The 24,354-nt window shown below is 59.8% G+C and carries 21 protein-coding genes; 5 read left to right on the forward strand and 16 right to left on the reverse strand.

The features are described from left to right. Nucleotides 1–124: 124 nt before the first annotated feature. The 4 genes from BRO63_RS26605 to BRO63_RS26620 form a co-directional block, all read right to left on the reverse strand. Nucleotides 125–1,093: a LysR substrate-binding domain-containing protein gene (locus tag BRO63_RS26605; RefSeq protein WP_088142653.1), complete on the reverse strand. Its 969-nt coding sequence runs from the start codon at nucleotides 1,091–1,093 to the stop codon at nucleotides 125–127. 6 nt (nucleotides 1,094–1,099) lie between these two features. Then, entirely contained in the window at nucleotides 1,100–1,555 is a 456-nt protein-coding gene (locus BRO63_RS26610; protein ID WP_013396142.1) for a RidA family protein, read from the reverse strand. A gap of 25 nt (nucleotides 1,556–1,580) precedes the next feature. Further along, on the reverse strand, nucleotides 1,581–3,038 hold the full coding sequence (locus BRO63_RS26615) for a 2-hydroxymuconic semialdehyde dehydrogenase (RefSeq protein WP_088142654.1): 1,458 nt from the start codon (nucleotides 3,036–3,038) through the stop codon (nucleotides 1,581–1,583). Nucleotides 3,039–3,116: 78 nt separating this feature from the next. Continuing rightward, entirely contained in the window at nucleotides 3,117–3,671 is a 555-nt protein-coding gene (locus BRO63_RS26620; RefSeq protein WP_256943409.1) for a GNAT family N-acetyltransferase, read from the reverse strand. A 148-nt stretch (nucleotides 3,672–3,819) separates the two neighbouring features. On the opposite strand from BRO63_RS26620, the gene BRO63_RS26625 reads away from it, so the two are divergent. Together BRO63_RS26625 and BRO63_RS26630 are read left to right on the forward strand one after the other, a co-directional pair. Then, entirely contained in the window at nucleotides 3,820–4,656 is an 837-nt protein-coding gene (locus tag BRO63_RS26625; protein ID WP_088142655.1) for a helix-turn-helix domain-containing protein, read from the forward strand. A gap of 82 nt (nucleotides 4,657–4,738) precedes the next feature. Further along, nucleotides 4,739–5,236, forward strand: a complete 498-nt coding sequence (locus BRO63_RS26630) for a MarR family winged helix-turn-helix transcriptional regulator (protein ID WP_088142656.1) — start codon at nucleotides 4,739–4,741, stop codon at nucleotides 5,234–5,236. Between the two features lie 11 nt (nucleotides 5,237–5,247). Here the strand turns inward: BRO63_RS26630 and BRO63_RS26635 are convergent, their stop codons facing one another. The 12 genes from BRO63_RS26635 to BRO63_RS26685 form a co-directional block, all read right to left on the reverse strand. After that, nucleotides 5,248–6,174 (reverse strand): YihY/virulence factor BrkB family protein, encoded by a 927-nt coding sequence (locus BRO63_RS26635; protein ID WP_088142657.1) that lies wholly within the window; start codon nucleotides 6,172–6,174, stop codon nucleotides 5,248–5,250. Between the two features lie 200 nt (nucleotides 6,175–6,374). Continuing rightward, nucleotides 6,375–8,015 carry a chaperonin GroEL gene (gene groL, locus BRO63_RS26640; protein WP_013396136.1) on the reverse strand — a complete coding sequence of 547 codons (1,641 nt, stop codon included), beginning with the start codon at nucleotides 8,013–8,015 and terminating at the stop codon, nucleotides 6,375–6,377. Between the two features lie 37 nt (nucleotides 8,016–8,052). After that, the gene (groES, locus tag BRO63_RS26645) at nucleotides 8,053–8,340 is read right to left on the reverse strand and encodes a co-chaperone GroES (protein ID WP_006221616.1); all 288 of its coding nucleotides are present in this window, start codon (nucleotides 8,338–8,340) and stop codon (nucleotides 8,053–8,055) included. Nucleotides 8,341–9,292: 952 nt separating this feature from the next. Continuing rightward, nucleotides 9,293–10,066 carry a hypothetical protein gene (locus tag BRO63_RS34070; protein ID WP_143219513.1) on the reverse strand — a complete coding sequence of 258 codons (774 nt, stop codon included), beginning with the start codon at nucleotides 10,064–10,066 and terminating at the stop codon, nucleotides 9,293–9,295. After that, nucleotides 10,056–10,364: a hypothetical protein gene (locus BRO63_RS26655; RefSeq protein WP_143219514.1), complete on the reverse strand. Its 309-nt coding sequence runs from the start codon at nucleotides 10,362–10,364 to the stop codon at nucleotides 10,056–10,058. The genes BRO63_RS34070 and BRO63_RS26655 overlap by 11 nt, the downstream gene beginning before the upstream one ends. 478 nt (nucleotides 10,365–10,842) lie before the next feature. After that, nucleotides 10,843–12,288, reverse strand: a complete 1,446-nt coding sequence (locus BRO63_RS26660; protein ID WP_088142660.1) for a hypothetical protein — start codon at nucleotides 12,286–12,288, stop codon at nucleotides 10,843–10,845. Further along, nucleotides 12,266–14,863 carry a hypothetical protein gene (locus BRO63_RS26665; RefSeq protein WP_088142661.1) on the reverse strand — a complete coding sequence of 866 codons (2,598 nt, stop codon included), beginning with the start codon at nucleotides 14,861–14,863 and terminating at the stop codon, nucleotides 12,266–12,268. Before BRO63_RS26665 ends, BRO63_RS26660 begins: the two co-directional genes overlap by 23 nt. Before the next feature lie 71 nt (nucleotides 14,864–14,934). Next, the gene (locus BRO63_RS34075) at nucleotides 14,935–15,471 is read right to left on the reverse strand and encodes a hypothetical protein (RefSeq protein ID WP_143219515.1); all 537 of its coding nucleotides are present in this window, start codon (nucleotides 15,469–15,471) and stop codon (nucleotides 14,935–14,937) included. A gap of 66 nt (nucleotides 15,472–15,537) precedes the next feature. Then, nucleotides 15,538–16,080 (reverse strand): hypothetical protein, encoded by a 543-nt coding sequence (locus BRO63_RS26670; RefSeq protein WP_088142662.1) that lies wholly within the window; start codon nucleotides 16,078–16,080, stop codon nucleotides 15,538–15,540. A 71-nt stretch (nucleotides 16,081–16,151) separates the two neighbouring features. Continuing rightward, the gene (herA, locus tag BRO63_RS26675; protein WP_088142663.1) at nucleotides 16,152–17,921 is read right to left on the reverse strand and encodes an anti-phage-associated helicase HerA; all 1,770 of its coding nucleotides are present in this window, start codon (nucleotides 17,919–17,921) and stop codon (nucleotides 16,152–16,154) included. Next, the gene (locus BRO63_RS26680; RefSeq protein ID WP_088142664.1) at nucleotides 17,918–19,171 is read right to left on the reverse strand and encodes a DUF4297 family anti-phage-associated protein; all 1,254 of its coding nucleotides are present in this window, start codon (nucleotides 19,169–19,171) and stop codon (nucleotides 17,918–17,920) included. Before BRO63_RS26680 ends, herA begins: the two co-directional genes overlap by 4 nt. Nucleotides 19,172–20,651: 1,480 nt before the next feature. After that, complete coding sequence (locus BRO63_RS26685) at nucleotides 20,652–21,596, reverse strand: AraC family transcriptional regulator (RefSeq protein WP_179215223.1); 945 nt, start codon at nucleotides 21,594–21,596, stop codon at nucleotides 20,652–20,654. A 290-nt stretch (nucleotides 21,597–21,886) separates the two neighbouring features. Between BRO63_RS26685 and BRO63_RS26690 the strand changes: the two genes are divergently transcribed. The 3 genes from BRO63_RS26690 to BRO63_RS26700 are packed head-to-tail and all read left to right on the forward strand — an operon-like array spanning nucleotide 21,887 to nucleotide 24,329. After that, the gene (locus tag BRO63_RS26690; RefSeq protein ID WP_088142666.1) at nucleotides 21,887–23,107 is read left to right on the forward strand and encodes a cytochrome P450; all 1,221 of its coding nucleotides are present in this window, start codon (nucleotides 21,887–21,889) and stop codon (nucleotides 23,105–23,107) included. Between the two features lie 6 nt (nucleotides 23,108–23,113). Continuing rightward, nucleotides 23,114–23,347: a ferredoxin gene (locus BRO63_RS26695; RefSeq protein WP_013394177.1), complete on the forward strand. Its 234-nt coding sequence runs from the start codon at nucleotides 23,114–23,116 to the stop codon at nucleotides 23,345–23,347. Next, nucleotides 23,340–24,329, forward strand: a complete 990-nt coding sequence (locus tag BRO63_RS26700; protein ID WP_179215224.1) for a PDR/VanB family oxidoreductase — start codon at nucleotides 23,340–23,342, stop codon at nucleotides 24,327–24,329. The genes BRO63_RS26695 and BRO63_RS26700 overlap by 8 nt, the downstream gene beginning before the upstream one ends. Nucleotides 24,330–24,354: the final 25 nt, after the last annotated feature.

Below are 24,354 nucleotides of genomic sequence, written 5' to 3' on the forward strand. Positions count from 1 at the left end.
TCTGGGGGCGGACCGGGGCTGCCCCATAGCCCGCAGTCTAGGCGGGACCTTGCGGGCCTGCACAATAGAAATTACGCCGCCGGGTATGCTTGTTGTCTATGGCGGGATAACCCTGAGTAAATCTTCAAGCGCCGCTTTCAGCGCGCTGCGCCGCGATCTGCTTCAGATAGTCCACCAGACGCTGGCAGGCCGGCGTCAGCGGACGGTCCGCGCGCACGGAGTAGCCGACGTCGCCAAATGGGCCGAAGGCATGGGTGGGCAGGCGGGCCAGCATGCCCGTGGCCAGGAACGGCGCTGCCGCGTCGTAGGGCAGCAGGGCCAGCGCGTCGCTATGCATGAGCACGCCGATGTTGGTCAAGAGGGAGAGCGATTCGACATGCCGGGCTGGCAGTCGCAGCCCGGCGTCCAGGAAGCTGCGCTCGATCGAGGCGCGCAGCGGCGAGCTGGGGGCGGGCAGGATCCAGATATGGCCGGCCAGGTCGGCCAGCGCCGCGGCCGGCGCGCCGGCCAGCGGATGGCCGGCGCGGGCCACCAGGCACAGCTCTTCCCGGTACAGCTTGTGATGGTCCACCGCCACGCCGGAGATCGATGCCATGTCGGCGCCGGGCAGGCGGCCGACCACGATGTCCAGATCGCCCGTGGCCAGCGCCGGCAGCAACTGGGAGGTCGGCCCTTCGCGCACGCTGACCTGGATGCCGGGGTGCGCGGTCATCAGCCGCGCAATCGCCTCGGGCAGCAGCTTGGCCGACGCGGCGATGAGCGTGCCCACCACCACGTGGCCGCTGGCCCCGCCCAGCACCGCGTCGATGTCGTCGGCCATGTAGCGGATCTCGGCCATCATGGCGTGGACCCGGCGGCCCAGCACCACAGCCAGTTCCGTCGGCGTGACCCCGCGGTTGGACCGGTCGAACAGCGGGGCGCCGAAGAAGGTCTCCAGCTCGTGGATGGCCTTGGTGACCGTCGGCTGGGTCAGGTGCAGTTCGCTGGCGGCGCGCGACAGCGAACGGCATGCCAGCACGCGTTCGAAGACCTGCAGCTGGTGCAGCTTGAGCTTGCGGCTGAGCGCGTTGGGCGTGATGCGGAAGTCCGACATGCGCCGCTAGCGCGCCTGCGGCTTGTAGGCGACTGCCTTGATCTCGATCAGCAGCTGCGGGTGCGGCAGCTGATGCACGGCGACGGTGGTGCGGGCCGGGCCATCGGAGTCGAAGTATTCGCCATACACCTGGTTGTAGCCGCCGAAATCGTTCATGTTGACGAGGAAGGTACTGATTTCCACCACGTCGGCCAGCGTGGCGCCGGCCGTGGCCAGGATGTCGCGGATGTTCTCGATGACGGCGCGGGTCTGCACCCGGATGTCCAGCGTGGCGGTGCCCATCGCGTCGACCTCGGCGCCCGCAATGCGGTTGTCGGGCAGGCGCGAGCTGGTGCCGGAGACATACAGGAAATCGCCAGCGCGCTTGATGTGCGGATACTTGCCGCGCGGCGTGGCCTTGCCGGCGACGACGGTGGCGCTGACGCCGGGCTGGCCGGGTTGGCTTGTCTGGGACTGGTTCATCGCGTCCTCCTTTGCGTGGGGTGGGTCAGAGCTTAATGCAGACGTTGGTGGGTTCGGTATAGAAATGCAGCGAATGGCGTCCGCCTTCGCGGCCTATACCCGACAGGCCGCTGCCGCCGAACGGCGTGCGCAGGTCGCGCAGGAACCAGCAATTGACCCAGGCCAGGCCGACCTTCATGGCTTGCGCCACCCGGTGGCCGCGCGTGAGATTCTGGGTCCAGACGGCCGCGGCCAGGCCGTAGCGCGTGTCGTTGGCCAGGCGGATGGCTTCTTCTTCGGTATCGAAGGGCGCCACGTGGCAGACCGGGCCGAAGACTTCCTCCTTGATGCAGCGGGCGGTCTCGGGCAGGCCGGTCCAGATCGTGGGCTGCACGTAGGCGCCTTCGTCGCGCGCGTCGCCGAACACCGGCACGCCGCCGCCGGCCACCACCGTCGCGCCTTCCTCGCGCGCCAGGGCGAAGTACGACAGCACCTTTTCGCGATGCTCGCGCGACACCAGCGGTCCCATCTCGGTGGCGGGATCCATGGGCCAGCCGATGCGCAAGGCGTCGGCGCGAGCGGCCAGCGCCGCGACGAAGCGTTCGTAAATCGGGCGCTCGACATAGACGCGCTCGGTGCACAGGCAGACCTGCCCGCAATTGGCGAACACCGATTGCGTCACGCCATCCACGGCCGCATCGAAGTCGGCGTCGGCGAACACCAGCGCGGCGTTCTTGCCGCCCAGTTCGAAGGACACTGGTTTCACGCCCGGCGCCACGGCCCGCATGATGGCGGCGCCCGTGGCGGATTCGCCGGTGAAGGTGATGCCGTCGATGTCCGGGTGCGTGGTCATGAATTCGCCCGCCGAGTTCGGCCCGAAGCCATGCGCCAGGTTCAGCACGCCGGCAGGCAGTCCGGCCTCATGCGCGACCTCGGCCAGCAGCGTGGCCGTGGAGGGCGTGACTTCCGACGGCTTCATGATCACCGTATTGCCGAACGCCAGCGCTGGCGCCACCTTCCAGGTCAGCAACAGCAGCGGCAGGTTCCAGGGGGAGATCACGCCCACCACGCCCAGCGGCTTGCGGTAGGCGTAGTTCAGCGCCTGCCTGCCGTCCGGGGTGTCCGTCATATAGCTTTCCATGTCCAGCGTGCGCGCCAGTTCCGCGAAGGCGCGGAAATTGGCAGCCCCACGCGGAATGTCGATCTTGCCGGCCCAGCCCACGGGCTTGCCGGTATCGCCGATCTCGGCCTGCAGGAAATCGTCGAAGCGCCGCGTGATGCCGTCGGCCAGCGCCAGCAGATGGTCGGTGCGCGCGGCCACCGGCAGCCCCGCCCAGGCGGGCAGGGCGCGATGTGCTGCCGCTACCGCGCGGTTGACCTGGTCGCGGCCGGCTTCGTGGACCTGGGCGATCAGGCGCCCGTCCACCGGGCTGTGCTTGTCGAAGGTGGACGCGCCGTCTTCGAAACGGCCGTCGATGTAGTTGCGCAATTGTCGGATCGTCATGTGCAGGGCTCGGTCGGGATGCAAAATAAATACGTATACGTACTATATTTTGGATCATAGACAGCGCCCCGCCTCAAGTCAATGCGATTTCGAAGCCGCCAGCGTCTGCCATTCCTCCTTGCCGATGCGGCTGACATGCTCCGTCCGGTAGTCGTTCATGAACGGGTTGAATTTGTTTTCCTCGGTGTGATGGTGCTTGAAACCGCACTTTTCCTGGGCCTTGCGCGACTTCTCGTTGTCGGCGAAGTAGCCGCACCATAGCGCGTTGAAGTTCAACGTTTCAAATGCGTGGCGCATCAGTTCCTTGACGGCTTCAGGAATCAGTCCCTGACCCCAGAACGGCACGCCGATCCAGTAGGCGATTTCGGCTTCATCATCGGCAATGTCGAAATTGCTGTCCTTCCCCATGAGCAACGCCACCAGGCCTATGGCGGCGTTGTCTTCCTTCAGTGTCAAGGCATAGGCCAGCGGCCGCGAGAAAATCGTCTGGATGATTTCCTGGCTATGTTCGACGCTTGTATGCGGAGGCCAGCCCGCCGCGGGGCCGATCCGTTCGTCGCTCGCATACTCAAATAGGCTCGGCGCGTCGTCGGTGTGCCAGGGCCGCAAGACGAGGCGTTCAGTGCGCAGCATGATTTTCCTTCCTTTCAGCAATGAAAACAGCAGCTGAAATTCTAGGATCCGAGGGCGCAACTGATAATAGACAGGCTTGAGTAGATTAGGTAATTCTGAAAACAAAACTACGTAATTGACGGGAGACTAATTTAAAATTTCCGCATAAATGAAAACTCTCTCGCAGATCTCGGATACAGGCATCGAAGACCTCGCCATCGGCCTCAACAGGTTCGACGCACAGGTGGGGCACCCCTTGGCGTTGGCGTATGTGGTGGTATTGATCTGCCGCGAGGGCAGCGCCGAGTGGGAAGTGAACTTCAAGCCGCACCGGATGAAGAAAAACGATCTCCTGGTCCTGGCGGAAGACTCCATCGCGCTCATCAAACGCAAGTCGGACGACTATTCATGCGCCTGCTATTTGATGAACCGGTCCATCGCCGCGGAGGTTGCGCAGGCCCTGCCCAACAGCCTGTTCTCCTTCTTGAGCCGTTCGCCGTTCTTCGCAGCCGAACAGCTGTCGCCGCAGTATTCAAGGGCCTGGGAAGGCCAGGCCGCGCTGATCCATGAGCAGTGCGCCACCTACCAGCGGACCATGATCGTCAACCACGTCCAGAACCTGTTCTTGTGGATCTGCGAAAAGACAGACGGCCTTGGAGCCGGCATGAGGAATGACTTCAGCAGATCGGAAGCGGTCTGCTGGAAATTCTGGGAACTGATCTCGGTGCACTGCGTGCAACAGCGCGGGGTGGCATTCTATGCAGGGCTGCTGCATATCACGCCGTACTATCTGTCGCAGCTCAGCAGGAGGTTCTTCAACGACGCGCCCAAGACCCTGATCGACAGGCAGGTCGTGCTGGAGATAAAAAAGCGCCTTACCCAGCCCAGGAAATCCGTGCAGCAGATTGCGGAGGAACTGCATTTCGCCGACGCCTCCTATTTGGGCAAGTTCTTCAAGCGCCATACCGGCATGGGCTTGACCGACTACCGGAAAGGCAGGGCGTGATGAAGTCTGAAAGGGGCGTGCGCTATCTTATGGATCTGCGCAGCAATGCCATGACCGCCGACATCCATCACTTGGAAGCCCGATGACCGCTACATCCCGACGTGTCCCCGCCGACTCGGCCGCTCCCCAGGCCTTGCAGGCGTTCGACCTGACCCTGGTCGCGTCCCATCTGCTGCGCCGGGCCCATTTCCGGGCCGAAGCCCTGTTCGCCCAGGCCTTTCCCGACGAAGACCTGACCCCGCGCCAGAAGGCGTTGCTGATCACCGTCTACCAGAATCCCGGCGCGACCCAGAACCGCATCGCCGAACTGATCGCGTTGGACCGCAATTCCTTCGCCGAAATGATCGCGCGCATGACCAAGAAGGGCTATGTGCGCCGCAAGCGCTCAACCCAGGACGGACGCGCCTATGCGCTGGAGATCACGGAAGAGGGCATCGCCCTGCTGGCCCGCATCCTGCCGCAGGACGCCGCCGTGGAGGCGCAGGTGCTGGAGCCCATACCCGAGGACTTGCGACCCGTGTTCCTGAAATGCCTGCGCCTGATGGCGGGGCTGGAGCAACAGGACGATGCCGCAGCCTGACGGCGCCGGGTTCAGGCGTCCGCTGCGGGCGTCGAGTCCGCCGCGACCGGCGTGGGCGGCTTTTGCCTGCCGAAGCGCAGCGCGAACTGGCGCGTGAACACGGCGCCAAAGAAGAAGATCTGCGCCGAATAGTAGATCCACAGTAGTAGCGCGATCAGCGATCCCGCCGCGCCGTAGGCGGACACCGCCGCGCCCCGGCTGAGATAGACGCCGATGCCCCACTTGCCGACCAGGAACAGCGCCGCGGTCACGATCGCGCCGGGTATCACGTCCGGCCATGAAATCTTGGCGCTGGGCAGCAGCTTGTAGATGACCGCGAACAGCGCCACCACGATGGAGAAGGAAAACAGGCTGGAGATCCACTCCGCCACCAGGGCGAAGGACGAAGCCGTCCACAAGTCGCCGTAATAGCCGCGCGCGGCCCCCAGTGCGGCGTTCACCGTCAGCGATATCAAGAGGAACAGCGCCAGCACCAGCACCAGGCCGAACGACAGCATGCGGCTGCGGACCATGCCGTGCAGCCCGCCTTTCTGGTTCGCGGAGACTTCCCACAATTCGTCCAGGCTGGCCTTCAGTTCCGCGAAGGCCGTGGTGGCGCTGAAGATAAGCACGAAAATCGAGATCAATGCCGCGATCCAGCCCTTGCCCGATTCATGGGCGCTGGCCAGCACCGTCTGGATGACTTCAGCGCCGCGCTCGCCGGTCAGCTCGCGCAGCTGCGAGAACAATTCCGAGCGCACCGCGTCCTCGCCGAAAAAGGCACCCGCCACGGCGATCACCAGGATCAGCATGGGCGCCAGCGAAAACACCATGTACAGCGCCAGCGCCGCGCCCTTGCTCGACGCGCGATGGGTGGACCACTGCTTGGCGGAGTCCATCAGCAGCCCGCCGATTTCGGAGGGACGCAGGGCACGCAACAGGGTCGGGGGCAAACGCATGGGACTCGGCTCGTTCTAAGGGAGCCTTCATTGTAGGGACGCATGCTCTGCCGCGAAACCCGCAGATTGTGCGCAAACGTGTTCTTTGGCGAGACCGCGTTGCCTGAAAAAAGAAAAACCCCCGGGGCGAAGGACCGGGGGTTTTTCGGATACTGCATTCCCCGGCCGAAGCCGGGGAGGCCTTGCAAGGGTGGCGGGACTTAGAAGTCCATGCCGCCCATGCCGCCCATGCCGCCGGGCATGGCCGGAGCAGCGGGCTTGTCTTCGGCCAGTTCGACCACGGCAGCTTCGGCGGTCAGCAGCAGGCTGGCGACGGAAGCGGCGTTCTGCAGGGCGGTGCGGGTCACCTTGGTGGGATCCAGCACGCCTTGCTCGACCAGGTCGGTGTACTCGCCGGTCGCGGCGTTGTAGCCGTAGTTGCCCTTGCCGTTCAGCACGTTGCTGACCACGACGCTGGCTTCTTCGCCGGCGTTGGTGACGATGGTGCGCAGGGGCTCTTCCACAGCGCGCAGGATCAGCTTGATGCCGGCGTTCTGGTCAGGCGTGTCGCCCTTCAGGTCGGTGATGGCTTGCTTGGCGCGCAGCAGAGCAACGCCGCCGCCAGCCACAACGCCTTCTTCCACTGCGGCGCGGGTAGCGTGCAGGGCGTCTTCGACGCGAGCCTTCTTTTCCTTCATTTCGACTTCGGTGGCAGCGCCAACGCGAATCACGGCAACGCCGCCGGCCAGCTTGGCCACGCGTTCTTGCAGCTTTTCACGGTCGTAGTCGGACGTGGCTTCTTCGATCTGGATGCGGACTTGCTTGACGCGAGCTTCGATCGACTTGCTGTCGCCAGCGCCGTCGATGATGGTCGTGTTTTCCTTGCCCACTTCGATGCGCTTGGCTTGGCCCAGTTCAGCCAGGCCGGCCTTTTCCAGCGACATGCCGGTTTCTTCGGAGATCACCGTGCCGCCCGTCAGGATGGCGATGTCTTCCAGCATGGCCTTGCGGCGGTCGCCGAAGCCAGGAGCCTTGACGGCGGTCGTCTTCAGGATGCCGCGGATGTTGTTCACAACCAGGGTGGCCAGGGCTTCGCCTTCGACGTCTTCAGCGATGATCAGCAGCGGACGGCTCGACTTGGCAACTTGTTCCAGCACGGGCAGCAGGTCACGGATGTTGCTGATCTTCTTGTCGAAAATCAGGACAAACGGATCTTCCAGAGCGGCAACTTGCTTGTCCGGGTTGTTGATGAAGTAGGGCGACAGGTAGCCGCGGTCGAATTGCATGCCTTCGACGACGTCCAGCTCGTTTTCCAGCGACTTGCCGTCTTCGACGGTGATGACGCCTTCCTTGCCGACCTTGTCCATCGCGTCAGCGATGATCTGGCCGATGGAGGTGTCGCTGTTGGCCGAGATGGAACCGACCTGGGCGATTTCCTTGCTGGTCGTGACCGGCTTGGATTGCTTCTTCAGTTCAGCGACGGCGGCGGCGACAGCCTTGTCGATGCCGCGCTTCAGGTCGATCGGGTTGAAACCGGCGGCAACGTACTTCAGGCCTTCCTGAACGATGGCCTGGGCCAGCACGGTGGCGGTGGTGGTGCCGTCGCCGGCGTTGTCGGAGGTCTTGGAGGCAACGTCCTTGACCAGCTGAGCGCCGATGTTCTCGAACTTGTCCTTCAGTTCGATTTCCTTGGCGACGGACACGCCGTCCTTGGTCACGGTCGGGGCGCCGAACGAGCGCTCCAGCACGACGTTGCGACCCTTGGGGCCCAGGGTGGTCTTGACAGCGTTGGCGAGAACATTCACGCCGCGGACGATGCGCACGCGGGCGTCGTCACCGAACAATACTTGCTTGGCAGCCATTTCTTAGCTTCCTTCGAAAATTCGTTTGAGGCGGGGTTTACTGGACCACGGCGAGGATTTCGTCCTCGCGGATGACGAGCAGCTCTTCGCCGTCAACCTTCACGGACTGGCCGGCGTACTTGCCGAACAGCACCTTGTCGCCAGCCTTCAGGTCGACCGGCAGGATCTTGCCGTCTTCGGTCTTCTTGCCGGGGCCGACGGCCACGACTTCACCCTGATCGGGCTTTTCAGCGGCGCTGTCGGGGATAACGATGCCCGATGCAGTCTTGCGCTCGTTTTCGAGGCGTTTGACGATCACGCGATCGCCCAGGGGACGCAAGGCCATGAGGAACTCCTGTTGCAAAAAAGAGAAGGAAATGATCGGTTAGGCCCGGGAACGCTTGTTAGCACTCACCGGTGTCGAGTGCTAATTATAGGGATGATGTTCTAGGGTTCAAGGGGGAGGGGGCGGGTTGTTACATATTGGGGGGCTGGCGAGCGTCGAACCACACTGATGCCGATGTTCATGTGGAATTTCATTGAGTTGGGAATTTCTGTTGTCGAAGTTCATTCAACTTGAGATTTGGTTCACTGAAGTTGGCGTGTAACAAGTGTGTAGACTGAGGCGGCGTGCGGGTTTGCGACCGAGGAAGGCCAATTTCAGGCCAAAAGGGGCTCGGTGAGTGCTTCGCGCCTGACGAGCTTCCGGATGGACTTTTGGTTCATTGAAGCTGGGAAAATGCCGAAACGGTTCATTCAACTTGGAAACTGAACAAAAAAGTTCATCGAAGATGGGGAAGATGAGTGCCCGCGGAATTGGCGGAACTGCCTGAGCCGACACACGGTCTTCGCAAGTATGCGTCTTTGAGGCCGAAGAGGATAAATCGAGCCATACGGCGGATGGCTCACGTGCCAGTGACGATGATCGGGAAGGTAAGCCTGGATACGCCTTCCATTAAGCCATGCGATGGTCGGAGACTGACGGTCCTCTACTTGGTGCCCCTACCCTGGGGCACTGGCGGCGTTATCGTCTGACTGCTTGCGACCCAAAGCAGAAGTTCGCAGCTTTTTCGATAGTGACCGGAAAAGGCTGATTGCAGTCTTTCAAATCAGAACGACCAATGACTGCTAATTTTCAAAACAGCCAGTGAACTGGCTTCTGCAAAAGTCCGCTGTCGCCTAAAATGGACTACCCAAATTTTCGGCCTATTTACTCTTTAGCATAGAGGCCGTCCAAAAACTAAGCGCTACTAAAAGACGGGGAGACGTCGGATCAGTAATGCTTATCTCGGCAGGTATCAATCAGAGTCGTTGGGCCCGTACCTTTGTTTAAAAGCCTCAAACTGTTGTTCGTCATTGACGTTTTCTTTATGCACGGTTTTATGCGTTTGAGGATTTAGGTTGCGGCCCTTGCTAGGGTCAACGACATCTTCAGGGTTGGTATGCAACTCTTTAGGATTGACATGATGAAAAGCAAAACCAGGCTTTTTCTCTTGCCCAGTGACTTCATCGACATTGACGCCACGCTGATCGCGCAACAATGGCAGAACCTTGGAAGTCAAAGTATCAACTTTGCGCCTCATGTCCTGAGCTTGTGGCGAGTCAGCAATCACAATGAGAGTGTCACGGGAATATTGTAGTAGTGCTTGTTTGTCCGCATCCCGCACTTCTTGCGCTTTGCGATCAGCCAAGCCTACAACGGCAGAACTGTGCGCATACGCTTGTCCGTCTATGTTTCTCTTGTCATCATCAGAGATCTGATGTTCGAAGATGTACGCTGCTTTGGGCTTTGTAGTTTGAAACATTGTAGCAAAGGCATCTTCAGACACATATACAACACCATTGGTGCCGAGTTTGACAGTATCGCTCACGCACGTGTCAATTTTTTCGTATTTATCAGAATTGGTCAGCTCGTTTCTTCTTTCCGGCTTAGCGTAATTAGAGTTAATTGGCTTGAGAGTAACAGGGAGATTACTTGTGTTCTTCGGCGCGCTATTGTCGGAACTTGGTGCTGATTCGACACAGCCATCATCAGGATTGACAGCGTCGTCGATGCCATCATCATTTGGCATGCTTTTTCATCCTTGCATACATCTCATTGACTTTCGCCGTGGCTTCATCAGAAGGCAAATCCTTAAAGCGATCTGAGTGCAGCAGCTTGACCATTTGGCCACGCCATTTCTTTGCCTCAGATAATTTCTCGTACATTTCTTCTGTAATGCCGAGAAATTCAGCACGCTTTTCTTTGTCCACATAGAGCAAAACAAATATCAAATAAGCTTCTTTTGATAAGAAGAATTTTTCAAAAGAAAAATCAGCTTTTATATAGCTATTTTCATCATCAGAAATTTTCGAACTTGACTCTTCCATTAGCACCTCCAAAATTCAGCGCAAAATCCTAAAAACAATCAATCGTAATTGAAAATAGAAATAATTGTTTTTACTTATCAATACTAGTGAAAAAACGCGTTGTTGTAGCGACAGCTGGGTCACAGACTGAGCAGCCGCGAATTAATCGACCAGTAACTTCTTAAAAGGTTAAGGCTTCGCGCAACTTTCGTGAAAGACTGCTGTTTAGCCAACATCAGTCTTTCATGCAGCAAGATCCACAGGCAGCAACCGACCCAAAGTGGTCGCTTATGTGCTGCCACATAGGGAGCCATACGCGGAGGCACGCCCCTCTGAACTGGATCGTCTGGCGCGCGCAGGGCCATCGCAGATGGATGTGCCCTGGCCGACAAGGGTACCGCCCGATTGGCAAATTGAATTTTTGTATCCAAAGCAAACCGCTACTGAAAGCGAGTGGGAAGTCGGACGCTTCACGTATGGAAGCAAAACTGATGCGTTCTTAGCGCGACAACACGCTCGGCCGAGCCAGATTGCCCTGGATAACTAGCACGCAGATCGACAGGGCTCCTTGGGCCTGGGTGCGGATGTCCAGCAATGACTCGGGCGGTACGGCTGCCGTCTTCTTTTCGCTGCTGTCGAGCACGCACAAGATTGCGGTGCGCTTGGATTTGGCGACTGCATAGCTGGCGGTTTGCGCTAGGAAGGAGTCGCACTGGTCCACTGAATTGATCAGAGTGTCGATGGCTTTGAGCTCGATCGGCATACCGCGCAATGACAGATCGGTGATGCCGCCAGCAGCATGGGCGTGCTCGTCCAGATCCGCGCCGATCAATGGATAACGACGCAACTCTGCACGCACGTACCGTTGAAACGTCGCCTCGTCCCAGCGTCCCTTGAACTCAGCGTCCTGAACCGCGCGGCCGGCCAGACTACACAGCGCGGCTAGCACGAGCAGCGCATCGGCGGTTTCCGATTGCGGTACGCCCGGACGGCGACGCAGCGTGTCACGCAATTTGTACAGCGCTTGATCCAACCCTGGATAACCGCAGACCTGCAGCTTAGAGGCGTCGGCACCATCCACGATCAGCGTGCGGTGGCCGACGACTGCCACCGGTTGATCCCCGCGCTCGGGAATGAACTCGGCGGTGTATTTGAACTCGAATGGGCGTGCGAGCATGCCCTGAGGCAGCAGCAACGCGGCGCGGCCGCTCTGCCGCATGGTGTAGGGCGCGTCGCCGTCAGGCCTTTGGAATTGGAAGCAGGGGAAATCATAGGTCGATTTCGGCTCAACGGAGATCGGCGTCAGTCGTAATTCGCGCTTGTCTTGTGGCCAACGCGACACGCGAACTTCGATCTCCAGGTCGTGCACTTCCCGGGCTGCCAGCTGATGCACTTCTGCGGCTGGCAGCCCATCGAACTGGAACTTCAAGAACGCGACGGTCAGGTCGACCAACGGTTCTTCTTTCGGGCGCGTCTGTTCCGCCTGGGCAGTCCAGTCCGGTTTCACTGGCTGCACAAAGATCCCGATGGGGAGCGGCACCGCAGTGAGCGCGCGAGCGATATCGGCGATCTGTTCGGTCGATTCCAGTGTCGCCAGGCCCGAGAGGGCTTCACGCAGTTGCGCTGCGGCCTCACTTTGGTCGTAGTCGTTCAACCAAAGCCGGTAACGCTCGCGGGCGCTGCGCAAATACCGATCGGCGTCCGCCTCGGCCTCGAGCACAGCTCGGCGCCAATGCGCCAGCATGTCGACGATACGCAGAATGCCGCCGAAGGCGTTGTATGCCGTGGCTGCCGCCGCACTGGAAACGGCCGTGGATACCGCGTCTACGGCCACGGCCAGTGCTTTGAGATCGTGGGACGGCCACTGACCATGCGCGATCGTCGCCAAGGCCTCCACGGCCTGCAGTCGCGGTTGCAACGAATCAGAAGAAAGGGACTTTTTCATCGTTCTTTAACAGTTTCTCCAGTTCGTCTTCGGCTTGGATCCAGGCCCGGCCCAGCGCTAGGCCCTCGTCCAGCTGTTGCTCGCTGATCAGATATTCGAAGCGGACGCGGCGCTCGAGCTGTTGCGCCTGCAGTCGCCGAGCGCGTTGGCGCACGGTGTCGGGAAAAGCGGCCACGTGCAATGCGGCTACCTGCGTCGCGCCCTTCCATGCCTGATCGCGCGTGAGCAGTTCCACGAACGTACTGCACAGCTGGAGATTGGTAGAGTCGGTCGCCACTACCCGAAGAATCACCGAAGTATGGGGCGCACACATGCCCGGGGGAAGATCCGCCACCAACTCCAGTGCGTGCGTGAGTTCGTAGTCTTGACGGCACTGGCCAACCCAGCCCAGAACCAACGCCGCCCAACCATTGAGGTGCTGGAACTGCCTGAGGAAGTAGCGGTGTCCGCTGCGCAAGAGTACCGAGGGCCCCAGTTCCGATATGAGCGCCAACAGAACCTGACCTTGCGCCTCGGACAAGAGGCCTTCGCCACGGTAGGTAGTCATTTTCGCCTTGATGCACTCGAGCAGAAACTCCGGATCCTTCCCCCCGCGGTAGGCAACAATGAGGTTGTCCAGGGCCGCGGCCACCATACGGTAGAAGTGGGTTGGAAGCCGAAGTTGGCCCAGCGCGCGAACCCCCGCCTTGTGCACGATGACGTAGGGATCGAAGAGCATCAGGACCAGGTTATCGAGGACCAGGTCGGGCAGATCGGCGAATCGCTGGCTGCCGATGCCCTTGAGCGCGTCGGCGGCTGCCGCGCGACCTGCGGCCGAGGCGCCGACCATCGCACCGTACAGGTAGGGCAGCATGGCCTTTAGCCCGGCACTGGTCGCGAGCAATGGCGCGATCTCCTGCACGATCGCCGCCTCGAACGTATCGCCAAGCAAGCCACGTTGACTGAGAAAGGCCTCGAAGTGCGCTAAGCCCTCGGCATCGGCGAGCGCACCTAGGATGGCCAGCTCGAGCAACGCCGCACGCAGATACCACAGGTTCGAGCGGCGGTTGGACATCTCCATTTCTGCCAACGGATCGGGCGGCGTCAGGACGCCGGTCTTCGGCTGCAGGGCCTTCTGCTTAGAATCCAGGATCGCAGCGGTGCCCAGGAGTAGGTCCATCGCAGCCTTCGCAGCGGGTACGAGTGCCTCACTCGGATGTCGAAACGCGCTAAGAACCTGCTGCGCGACAGCGTCGTTGTCTGAGGTGACTGACAGCGAGGCTAGTCGTCGAATTGCCACGCCGAACGCTTGGGTGTGGTTGGGGGCGCTCTCCGGTTTGACGTCACGATCGCGATGCGCGTGACGCAACACGTGCTCATATACCTCAGCTACGCGGCCTTCGCCATCGGCCGAAGCGCTTTCGAATTGGCGCATTAACTCAGCATCGACTAAGTCAGGGGCGATCAGGAACGCACGGGCCAACGCCTCCTGTAGGTCATGGGCAATCCGTTGCAGCTCAGACTCGTGCTCGATCTCTACAAGTACGTCCAACCGGGACAGGTGGGCCGCCAGCGTACGCAGAAACGGGCGAACCCAACGCTCGTTTCGAGTAATCAGCAAACCCATGGCCCGGATGGTCACGCCCACCTGGAGCCGATCGCGACGGGTGAGCAAGGCGAGCAAGCCTCGCTCGACTGGCTCGGGAAAGCGATCCGCCAGTTGGGTCAGCGGATTCGGATCGCCGCCGTCGTAATGCGAGTGATCAAACTCCGAGCGCGGTGGCGTGGCGACGTACGCCAGACCGATAACTGCTTTAGGGATGTCGGCGGCATCGATGTGGTCCAGTCGCTGCGTCACTGTCGCAGCGGCGAGGTCAAGCGCATACCCTTGGCGCAGGCATTTCATCGCGCAGCAGACCAGGCGCCGCTGGTCCGGGGTGTCGGCTAGGATGGACAGCGCCGCCGCTTCGAGCCAGTGGTCGTCTTCTTCCAGGACCGAAAACAGATACTCGGTGAGCGCCGGCACGAGAATTTCCGGCGCTAGGCGAGCGCTCTCGATCAAGCGGGTCGCGGCTTGCTCGTTGCGTTCGGCGTCGAGACGATCCAGATCGTCCATGAAGGTTTTCGCAAGCACCGGCAAGGTCGCTCGCAACTCGGCGCGGACGACCGCACGCGCCTGCAGAGCAGCCTCCTTGCTGCGTCGCGCTTCTTGCGCACGTTTCTCCGCGTCCTGACGGTTAGCGTCGCGCTGCGCCACCAGCATGGCGAGGTTCGGCAGCGCCACAGGTGTTCGATGCGGACAGCCCACGCAATTCGCGTCATGAAAACGCACCGCAGATTCTTCCAGAAGCCAAGTCGCCATGCCCGAGGCCGGCGCGAAATCGCACACCATGGCGTGGTGTCCGATGGGAAGGCCGGTCTGTATCTCGATCAGGCCTGTGCCGCCGAACTTCTCGACGCGGGCATGACGGCACCAGTTGTGGATCAAGCGTTTGGCGTCCTGGTTGCGCTCGCCGTCTCGGATCGCGCGCTCAATATCCCGATCTCGACTCACCTCATCGCTCCTGTTACGTTTGCCCGTCTCGAAAGTGGCCATTGACGAATGATCGCTTACGGACAAAAAAGTCCGCGCGATGAAGCGGCTTGAATGACCTACTAGGGCCAAACCTAGCGCATTTTCACCGCGCGAATAGACTTTAGAAGGTTCTCGGCAAACCCCGGCATTGCTCCACACTCGACAGCCAGCTTGAAGAACTCATCTGCCGCGCGATGCGGCTCCAGGCGATTCTGACGTACACTTGACCGGCAGTACGGAGTGAGATTAATAATGTCGCTTCCGCTAAGGTGGCCGCCGGAAGCTGCACACTTAAACTTCTCAATAACTTCGGCAGGTAAGTCAGGACCACAAACAAAATACTCTAGATGTTTGAGAAAGTGCGGGTGTCTCAGTATCTCGTCACCCGATGTTCCGTTCTTCTCGAAAATTTCTTGACGCGACTTTCCCCGCCCGCTTGAGTTGAGTTTCGGATTAGTAAAATAGGCAATTCTTACCTCAGGAACCACACCGCGTTCCAGAATGCTTGACGCGAGACCCTCCATAGGCGCCAGCGAGCCCCGCAACTCCTCGTGGTTCCGCCAGTCAAAACGAATCTTTAGGAATAGAGCTTGCTCGTCGGACGTAAGTGCGATGTCCGGATTTCTCATATTTAGCCTCATAGACCTAGTCGCCGAATCCTTGGATCCGGTGAACCGTTTGCTGTGGCCGGCCAGTTACGCGGCCGGGTTGAATGAACGGACTTCTGCGAACGCTTCCATGAATAGTTCTTGCAGGTGCTTAGGGGGCACAGACAAAAAGGCACAAGCCACGGCAGCAAAACCTTCGATCACCTCAATCTGTGATTCGAATTTTACGTTAGGTCTGGCATGCCTCAAGACCTCATAGATTGCGCTCAGATTGTGATTCTCGACTGAGTGATCAATCTTGTGGCCGAATTTATTTCGAATCGTATTCAACTGAATGATTCCAGGCCTTACAAATGCCGCACTGGAGCGTCTCGATGGAAGCAGCTTCGCCTTCTGCGCGAATGTAAGTCGCAGATCATCGAATTCCTCTATTTGGTAGAAACTCGTCAGGAACTGGTCGAGGAAATTTTCGATCACCAGGTGCGCACGAAGAATCCGTCCGATGGGTTCATGATCGATGGCCAGCAACTTAAGGAATCGTTCGTTATGGGAGTTGAAATCAGCCTCAATTTCCCGCCAATATGGTTGAAGTGTGGCAACAGCTTTTTCGATTCCTTCAATGTCATTCATAACGCATGCCTCATGCCATCCATGTTCACTTAGAGCTCACAACCGAAAATGTTTTAGATGGGGCCAGAGGCTCACTCCTTTAGCCAGGTCTTCTTAATTCCGGAGAAATCAAGACTCTTCCATTCCTCTTTCCAAAGCTGATAATAAGGAATGTCGGTAGACGACGGGGCAGGGCTGCAGCGAGCAACCTTGACAAGCGACGGCATAACCACGGCTTCACCAATGAGTAAAGCCTCTCCTGCTCCCAGGGTAGGAAGCTTGTCGCAAAGATTGCCGAGAGTGTCGGGAAGCAGGCGCGAAACGTAACTCTGGTCGCTGGGATTGGTAAGCCGCATCGCTAAAAAGTTACTACATTGAGAAAAGATAGTCTCGGATATCTCGGACGGCCGCTGACTTGAAAGCAGCAAAGTAACTCCGTATTTTCGACCCTCTTTGGCGATGCGCTCAATCGAGAATTTCGCGGAGCGGAACCGCGCAAGGTCGCTATTGGGCACGTACTTGTGAGCTTCCTCGTAGACGAGGAGGAGCGGCACATCAGTGTTGATCGTCTCCTTCGCCCGGGTTCTCATCACCTTATAGTGATACGCGTACTCGAACAGGATGCGCGAGATCAGCGACACGGTAATGCTGAGCACTTCGAACGGCACGCCACTTAGGTCCACGATGGTGACGTTCGACTGCTTGTCGCCGTAACCGATAAGGCTTTTGAGGGTGCTCTCGAGTGTGGCCGTGTCCGCGGCCGGGCCGAAGAGGAATTCGAGCCTGTCCTGCCCTACCTTCGATTCGAATCGCGTGAAGAACTTGTCAAGCGACTTGTCGGCGTAGCTGCCGGCGGTGATGTTCTGGTTTTTTGTAGGATGGAATTCGAGTCGACCTGCAAAGTACTTGTCGAGCCTCTGGTCCGCACTTAATTGCAGCCCGTGGGATGGTTCCGTCTTGCCATCGGAGGGCAGGACGTAACTGGGGTCCACCACCATATACCGCGACTCGTTCTTCGAATTTACCGTCTCGTTCTTGACGTTGTATAGCGCGTTCAGGACCTCATGGATATCGAATTTCAACGGACTGTCATAGAAAACGAATTTTGAAGTGGGATTGTGCCGCTTCTTGTTCTCCGTGACGAGTTGGCGAAAAACGGCCGATTGATTGTAGTTGTCGCGCTCACCCGTATCCAGCAGCACTTCCTCCAACTCCTCGCTGTTGAGCAGCCAGTAGGGTAGGGTTAGTGTGCTCGCGTCCAGAAAGTTCGCATCGGGAAACGCGGTCCTGTACTCGGAATGGATATCAAAGATGACGACGTGAGAATTGTTCAGGGAATACTCGGCATTCTTCGAGCCAATCGCTGTTTGAATAATCTTCGCGATTGTGTGGGACTTGCCGGCGCCCGTGGATCCAACTACGGCGATGTGCTTGTTGAAGAAGCGGTCTCCGTCAACCGGCACGTTGATCTCTTCATTGGACACCAGCGCGCTGAAGACAAACTTTTGGGACGGTACGACGGAGTCTTCAAATATCTTCTTAATATCGTCTTCCGTCGCCGGCATCACGCCGGTTGGAGGAATAGTCAGCGTGTCGCCGCCTCGGATAAATTTGCCGTCCGCGATGATCCCCAACGGCATCGCTTCGATGACGTGGCGACGCTCGGCCTTGTCGTTCACCTCGATACAGAAGTTCTCAATGATTGCAATGAGCGCGCAATCCTCGCTGTCGGTAATGCGCAGATAGGAACCCACCTTGAGACTCTTCTCATTGGAGAACGAGGCGATATTGCCTACGGAGACTTTCACCTTGTCTGGAAAGACCGCAATAACTTCTGCCTTGATGTCGTTGGAGTCGCTCATGCCTGCATAACCTCCTGAAGCATATAGGAATTACTACACTTGATCGCATGGGCGATCTTGTTTTTGGGGATGTTCGCGCTGTCCAGCGGCGTCGTCTTGTAGAAATCGTATATCTCGACGACAGAACAGCCGACAGCCGCTATGGTGAATGCCAACTGATCTTCACTGGGCACAAATTTGATCCGCCAGAGTTGTTCCCTAGTGGGATCCAACGCAAGTGTTGTAGCCGAGAAATCCGCGCCAAGGAACTTATACCCGTCGTTAAAGTCGACTCCTTGGCCCGAAAGGCTCCTTTTGAGTTCCGCTAGTTCGGCAGTCGTTACCCCCCGTAGCAACACGTAGGGGCAGAACCGGTCCGTCGATGGGGTCCTCACGAGTTCCTTGTGGGAGAAGAAGTTGCCCATTCGAACCAGCATCTCCGTGGCCTTGTTGACGTCGTATTCGTCAAACAGATCAATAATGAAGAATCTGGAAGCCTTCGGAATTTTCGTTCGACCGAAATGGAAGTGCTTTCGCCGTATCGATCGTGCATAGTGTACGGAGCCAAACTTTTGCAGCAGCCAGGCGTTGAACACAACATCCTTGCGATTGACCTCCCGGAGGAACCGTTCCTTATCGATCTTTCGCTTCGACTCGTCGGCCTGAATCGCGAGACCTTGGATCACATTGATCGCGCTCGGATAGTAGAAGACCAGTGCATCGACGTCGCTGCATCCAGGGATGGCCGATTTCAGCAACTCAAGCAGCTTTGTTTGCTGGTCATCGTATGAGAGCGCATTTACATCAATATCAAGCAGTGTTAGAAAGGCTGCGAGCTGTGGCCCAGTGACCCCGAGTTCGTCGTGGACCTTGTATTCCACCTTGCCCCGATCGTCCTTGCCGTCCTTCTTGTACGTTAAGAAATTCGCCTTTAGAAAGTCTTCAGTGAAGGGGAGCGTAAGCTTGTTTTGACCGCTCTTATAGTGCCCGTAGAGCCGATATTTGAAGGCCTGACCACTAGGACATCCAGCTGCGTGGTAATGCCGCAGCATGTGAATTACCGCCTCCTTGATCAGGGAGTGGTTGTATTCCGATCCTTCGTAATACTTGCACTGGACGTAGGCACTATCATTCCCATCGTCAAGATCGATATCTTCGATCCCCTCCACTGTCACACTCGCGTGCTTCGAGCCTTCCAACAATCGCGTGATCGTCTGGTCGAACTGGTAGAAATAACCCTTGATGGTCGCTGTGGCGCTGCGGTCGATCATGGTGAATCCTTGACACTTATTGAAGCGGTGAGCACGGCAGGGTCCATTGGGTCGGGTTGCTTATGACGGCCCTACGGCTTGGCAAAACCTGCGCATGGCGACTGACGATGGGAATTCGTTGCCGCATCGTGGCGTCTTAGGGTAAGCGCCTCGTCGGATCGCGACACTTCATTTCGTGGCGTGGTCCGGGCCGAAAAACGTGAGCTTCCGACCTCCTTAAGTGCCTTGCCATATGGCCTGCCGTCGCGGCCCAGTGGAGATTGACGTGAGTATACTTGTAACATTTTGAATTATTGAGGTTGCTCACGCCGTCTGGGAAAGCATCGGTTCAAGAACCAGGTCGATAGCGACATTTAGGTTCCCACCTAACGATCGATCCTATGTGAACCCGCTGAGGGAGCGACCAGCGCGCGATGAGAACACGATCTCAGCCTCTGGGACTTCATCGTAATCCGAGAGAAAATCCGTTCTTGGCCGAAAGATGCGGCGGCTCATCGCTCGGCTTGTGGATGACCGAAAGGTCAGTAGTCTTGGGGCGCTTTGGATGTGAAGAAACAATGTGGCGTCTAAGTTCAATGAACTTTCTGGGGAAAACAACTAAGTTCAATGAACCAGGAACACCATAGCGAATGAACCAAATCCTGCTAAGTCTTTGATTTGGTAGGCCATCAGTGTTTGCCTTTCAATGAACTTCGACATCTGTCATTGAGTTTGGAACTCAATGTGCCTCAAGAGCCAACACAGGTGTGCGTTTGGACATATAAGCATCGCACTCATATGTGGCACTCCGAGTTCAGCTAAGGGGGGCTCGACGTGGGGCACGGTCTTCGAAGACCTGGCGAATTTGAAGCTGGAGAGGTTGAGTCTGGCGAGCGGCCGTGACCGTCCTTAGAAAGAGGGCATGGGTACACCGTGGAGTAAGCGCTCCGGCGCTTGCCGGAAGATGGCCGGAGACTGATGGTCTTCCACACCCCACCCCTCGGATGACGGCGCTTACGTCTGGCCGCTTGCGACCCAAAGCGGCCATTTACCTTGCGCGCGAAAATCTCCTTCAGAGCTGAAGCTACCTGCTGCGGGGATAGAGCTGATGCCTAACGTGCTGCCCCAGCGAGCCGCGCGTCGGACGCTCGGTGCCCGCGAGGGCATGGAGGCGGCGAATGCGGCTAAGCCGCGCGCGACAAGCGGCAGTACGTCCATCCACAGGGCCGACGGCGCCAGCGGTAGCAGGGAAGTTGGCGGCGCAGGATTGCGTCGGTCTCAGCAGCCGGACGTGGCAAGGGCCGTTCAAGTCGACCAAGCTGACGGTCACTGAGATTACGCTGCTGCAGGCGAGTACGTGGGAATTGAACACCACTTTTAGCTCGACTGGCGCGCCGCTCTGAGCCTGGCTGATGGAAAGCTCAGGGCGGGCCAGATGAAGCGGAGCTGAGCGAGCTGAGAGGTCAGCTTGGCGCACAAATCTTGTGCAGTTAGCATCGGTCTACCGTAGCGCGAACGGCCGTCGGTCGCCTGCACGGAACTGCCTCGGTTGCTCGCCGCTGTAGCGCTTGAACGCGATCGAGAACGCCGCTTCAGATTGGTAGCCCACCTGCCAGGCAATCCGGCCCACCGACATCGAAGTGTCCACAAGCAGGCGCGCGGCTTCCTGCATTCGGATGCGAGTCATGTAATTGAAAATGCCCGCGCCCAGCTCCCGTTGCGCCGCGGCGATCAGCCGCGAGCGCGAGGTTCCGGCAGCGCTGGCCAGCATTTCCAACGTCCAAGGCCGGGAAATGTCGCGGTGGAACTCGCGCAGCGCAAGCGCCACCCTTGAATCGTCGGGCAGCGCTATCCATGCCGGCAGTAACGCCGTGTGCGCAGCGATGTAGTGCCGGATCAAGTGGATCACGACCAACTCGGCCTGGCGCAACGCCACGGCGCGAAAACCTGGGCGCTGCGAAGTCAGTTCGTCGCGGATGGATTCGGTCGCGCGGCACAGCCACAGCGGCAGTTCGTCGAAGTCCAGTTGCAGCACGTCGGGCAACGCGTCGAACAGCGCCGTGCTCGTGCCCTTGGCCGGCGCCATGCCGGCGTAGAACGTCGACGTGACGCCCGTATCAGGCGACTCGCCGAACGTGAGCGTACGGAAGCGGTCGGCATTGGCGGGATTGCGCAGATCAACGGGTTGGTTGGGAGAGGTGTGCAACGCATCCTGGACGATATGTTCCTGGGCGCGCAGGATCAGGCACACGGTCTTGTCGCGCACCGCGTTCTTCTGCCCCGAACGGGTCATGAGCAGGTTGCAGCCCGCGCCGGTGAACACATATAGCGACACCGGCCAGACGCCGCCGGGCATGTGCACGGCCCATGGGCTGCTTGATTCAGCCTGGCCCGCCTCGATCTCGGCGAGGCGGCAAGCGTCAAGCGCGGCGCTTATCGGGTCCATCTGTGTCTTCCATCCATTTCGACCCTCCGGGGAGGGGCATGTGGCACCAATTTTTGCTCGAGGGGCCATGCCGGAAGGTAAACACTGTCGGACGGCCGCGCAATCCGTGAATCCCCGAGCATCCGGACAGCCCCCGCCGGTGGCGCTTTTGCAAAAGGAAACGGGTCCCTTGCACGGCGGCGCGAAACCATACTCCCACCAGACCAACGCGCAGACGTTCCGAGCACAGGAGACACTAGGCTGGACTCAAGACGCGCGGCGGATCGTTCACCCATTTCAAGAAGAATGCGATGCGCTCTACCGACCTCCCCGATCTCAAGTCCGCGGCTTTCCTCGCCGACCGATATCCGACCTATCGCCGCCTGCAAAGCGACTTTCCTCATTTCGAGATGGACATCAATGGCGAAGAGTGCATCGTCCTGACGCGTTACAGCGATGTGGACGAAGTGCTGCGCAATCCGCTGGCGACCGTGCAGCAGGCACCCGGCGTGTTTCCCGAGCGCATCGGCCAGGGCGCGGGGGCACGCTTCTATCGGGAGTCGCTACCGAACATCGATGCGCCCGACCACACCCGCATCCGCCGCATCGTCACCCCTGCGTTCAATCCCAAGACCGTCGCCAACATGCGCGGCTGGGTGGAAAAGGTCATCGTCGAGCATTTGGACAGGCTCGAGGGCCAGGATGAAATCGACTTCGTGTCTTCGTTTGCCGACCCGGTGCCCGCGGAAATTGCCTGTCGGTTACTGCACGTGCCAGTGTCCGACGCCCCAGAGTTGTTCGCGCGCCAGCATGGCCTGAATGCGGTATTGAGCGTATCGGACATCACGCCGGAACGTCTGGCCGAGGCTGATGCCTCGGCAGCCTTCTACTACGAGTACATGGATGACGTGCTGGACACGCTCAAGGGCAAACTGCCCGAGGACGACTTCGTCGGCGCACTGATGGCAGCCGAGGGCGGGGACAACGGCCTGACGCGCTCCGAGCTGGTGACCACGCTGATCGGTTTCCTGGTGGCCAGCTACCACACCACCAAGGTGGCGATGACCAACACGGTACTGACCCTGCTGAACCACGATGGCGAACGGGCGCGGCTGGTGGCTCAGCCCGACCTGGCTCGCAACGCCTGGGAAGAGTCGCTGCGCTATGACTCGCCGGTGCATTTCGTGCACCGCTACGCGTCCGAGCCGCTCACGATCGGCGGCCAGCCCGTCGCGCAGGGCAAGCGGCTATTGCTGGGGCTGCATGCGGCGAGCCGGGACGAGAACCGCTTCGCGCAGGCCGATCACTACCTTATCGACCGTCCCGACAACCGCCATCTGGCGTTCGCGGGCGGCGGCCATTTCTGCCTGGGGTCTCAGCTGTCCCGGCTGGAAGGCGACGTGCTGCTGCGCACGATCTTCCAGCGATTTCCCGCCATGCGGCTGACGGAAACGCGCTTCGAGCGCGTGCCGGACCTGACCTTCCCGATGCTCCTGCGCATGACGGTCTCGCTCCGCGCCGGGCAAGGTTGAACGGCCATGAGTCAAATCACTGTCCAGATCCTGAACGGCATGTGTTGCGGCTTCGGCAACTGCGCGGCGCTGTGCCCCCAGGTCTTCGCGCTCGACTACGACACGAACCGGACGCGAATCGTGCCTGACGCGCCGCTGGCCGACTATGCGGCGGCGATCTCGCAGGCCGCCAGCGAGTGTCCGACACAGGCCATTTTCTTCAGCGCGTCCGACGATCCAGCGCGGGCTTCGCATGGTTGAGCACGCTCCGGGCCGCGAGACCGCGGATTGGCGGCCAATGCTGCTGGCGGGGCGCCAGCGGATCGCCGAAAACATCTATGCGGTGACGCTGGCCTGCGCACAGGGCGCGCCGCTGCCCGACATCGCGCCGGGCGACCACATCGAAGTGCAGGTGCCGGGCGGCACGCGCGCCTACTCACTGTGCAATCCACCCGACGCGCGGGATGGCTACCACTTGGCCATCCATTGCGCGTCCGCGCACGGCGTAGCGCATTATCTGTGCGAGACGCATGCCATCGGCGCGCCCCTGCTGGTGCGAGGGCCGCGCAATCTTTTCGCGCTGTCGCCCCGACATCGTCGGGTTGTGCTGGTCGCGGGGGGCATCGGCATCACTCCCATCATCGCGATGGCGGAATACCTGGCGCGGCGCGGCCTGGACTTCGCGATGCACTACTGCGCGCGCCGCCGCGCCGCCGCCGCGTTCCTGGACCGGCTCGATGCCGGCGCCTGCCGGCACCAGGTGCGATACCACTTCGATGACGAGCCCGAGGACGGGCGGTTGGACCTGGACAGCCTGTTTGCCGACCTGGACGCGGACCAGCACGTGTATCTATGCGGTCCGAACGCGATGCTGGCCGACGCCGTGGCTTCGGCCGAGCGGCATGGCCTGGCCGGCCGCCTGCATTACGAGCGCTTCGGCGCGAGCCGGCCGCCAGCGGCACAGGCGGCGGCAGAGGGAGCATTCGAAGTGGTGGCGGCGCGCAGTGGCCGGCGCGTCGACGTGCCGCCGGACTGCTCGATCGCCACCGCGCTGGCCCGCGCCGGCGTGGAGGTACCGCTGTCCTGCGAGCAGGGCGTGTGCGGCATGTGCATGACGCGGGTCCTCGACGGCATCCCCGACCATCGCGATGACGTGCTGTCGGAGGCCGAGCGCGCGTCGAACAACCTCATCTTGCCCTGCGTTTCGCGCGCAAAGTCGGCGTCGCTCACGCTGGACCTTTGAGTCGGCGCGCGGGGGCAATCGAACA

This window comes from Achromobacter xylosoxidans (assembly GCF_002192695.1).
Lineage (GTDB): Bacteria > Pseudomonadota > Gammaproteobacteria > Burkholderiales > Burkholderiaceae_B > Achromobacter > Achromobacter xylosoxidans_C.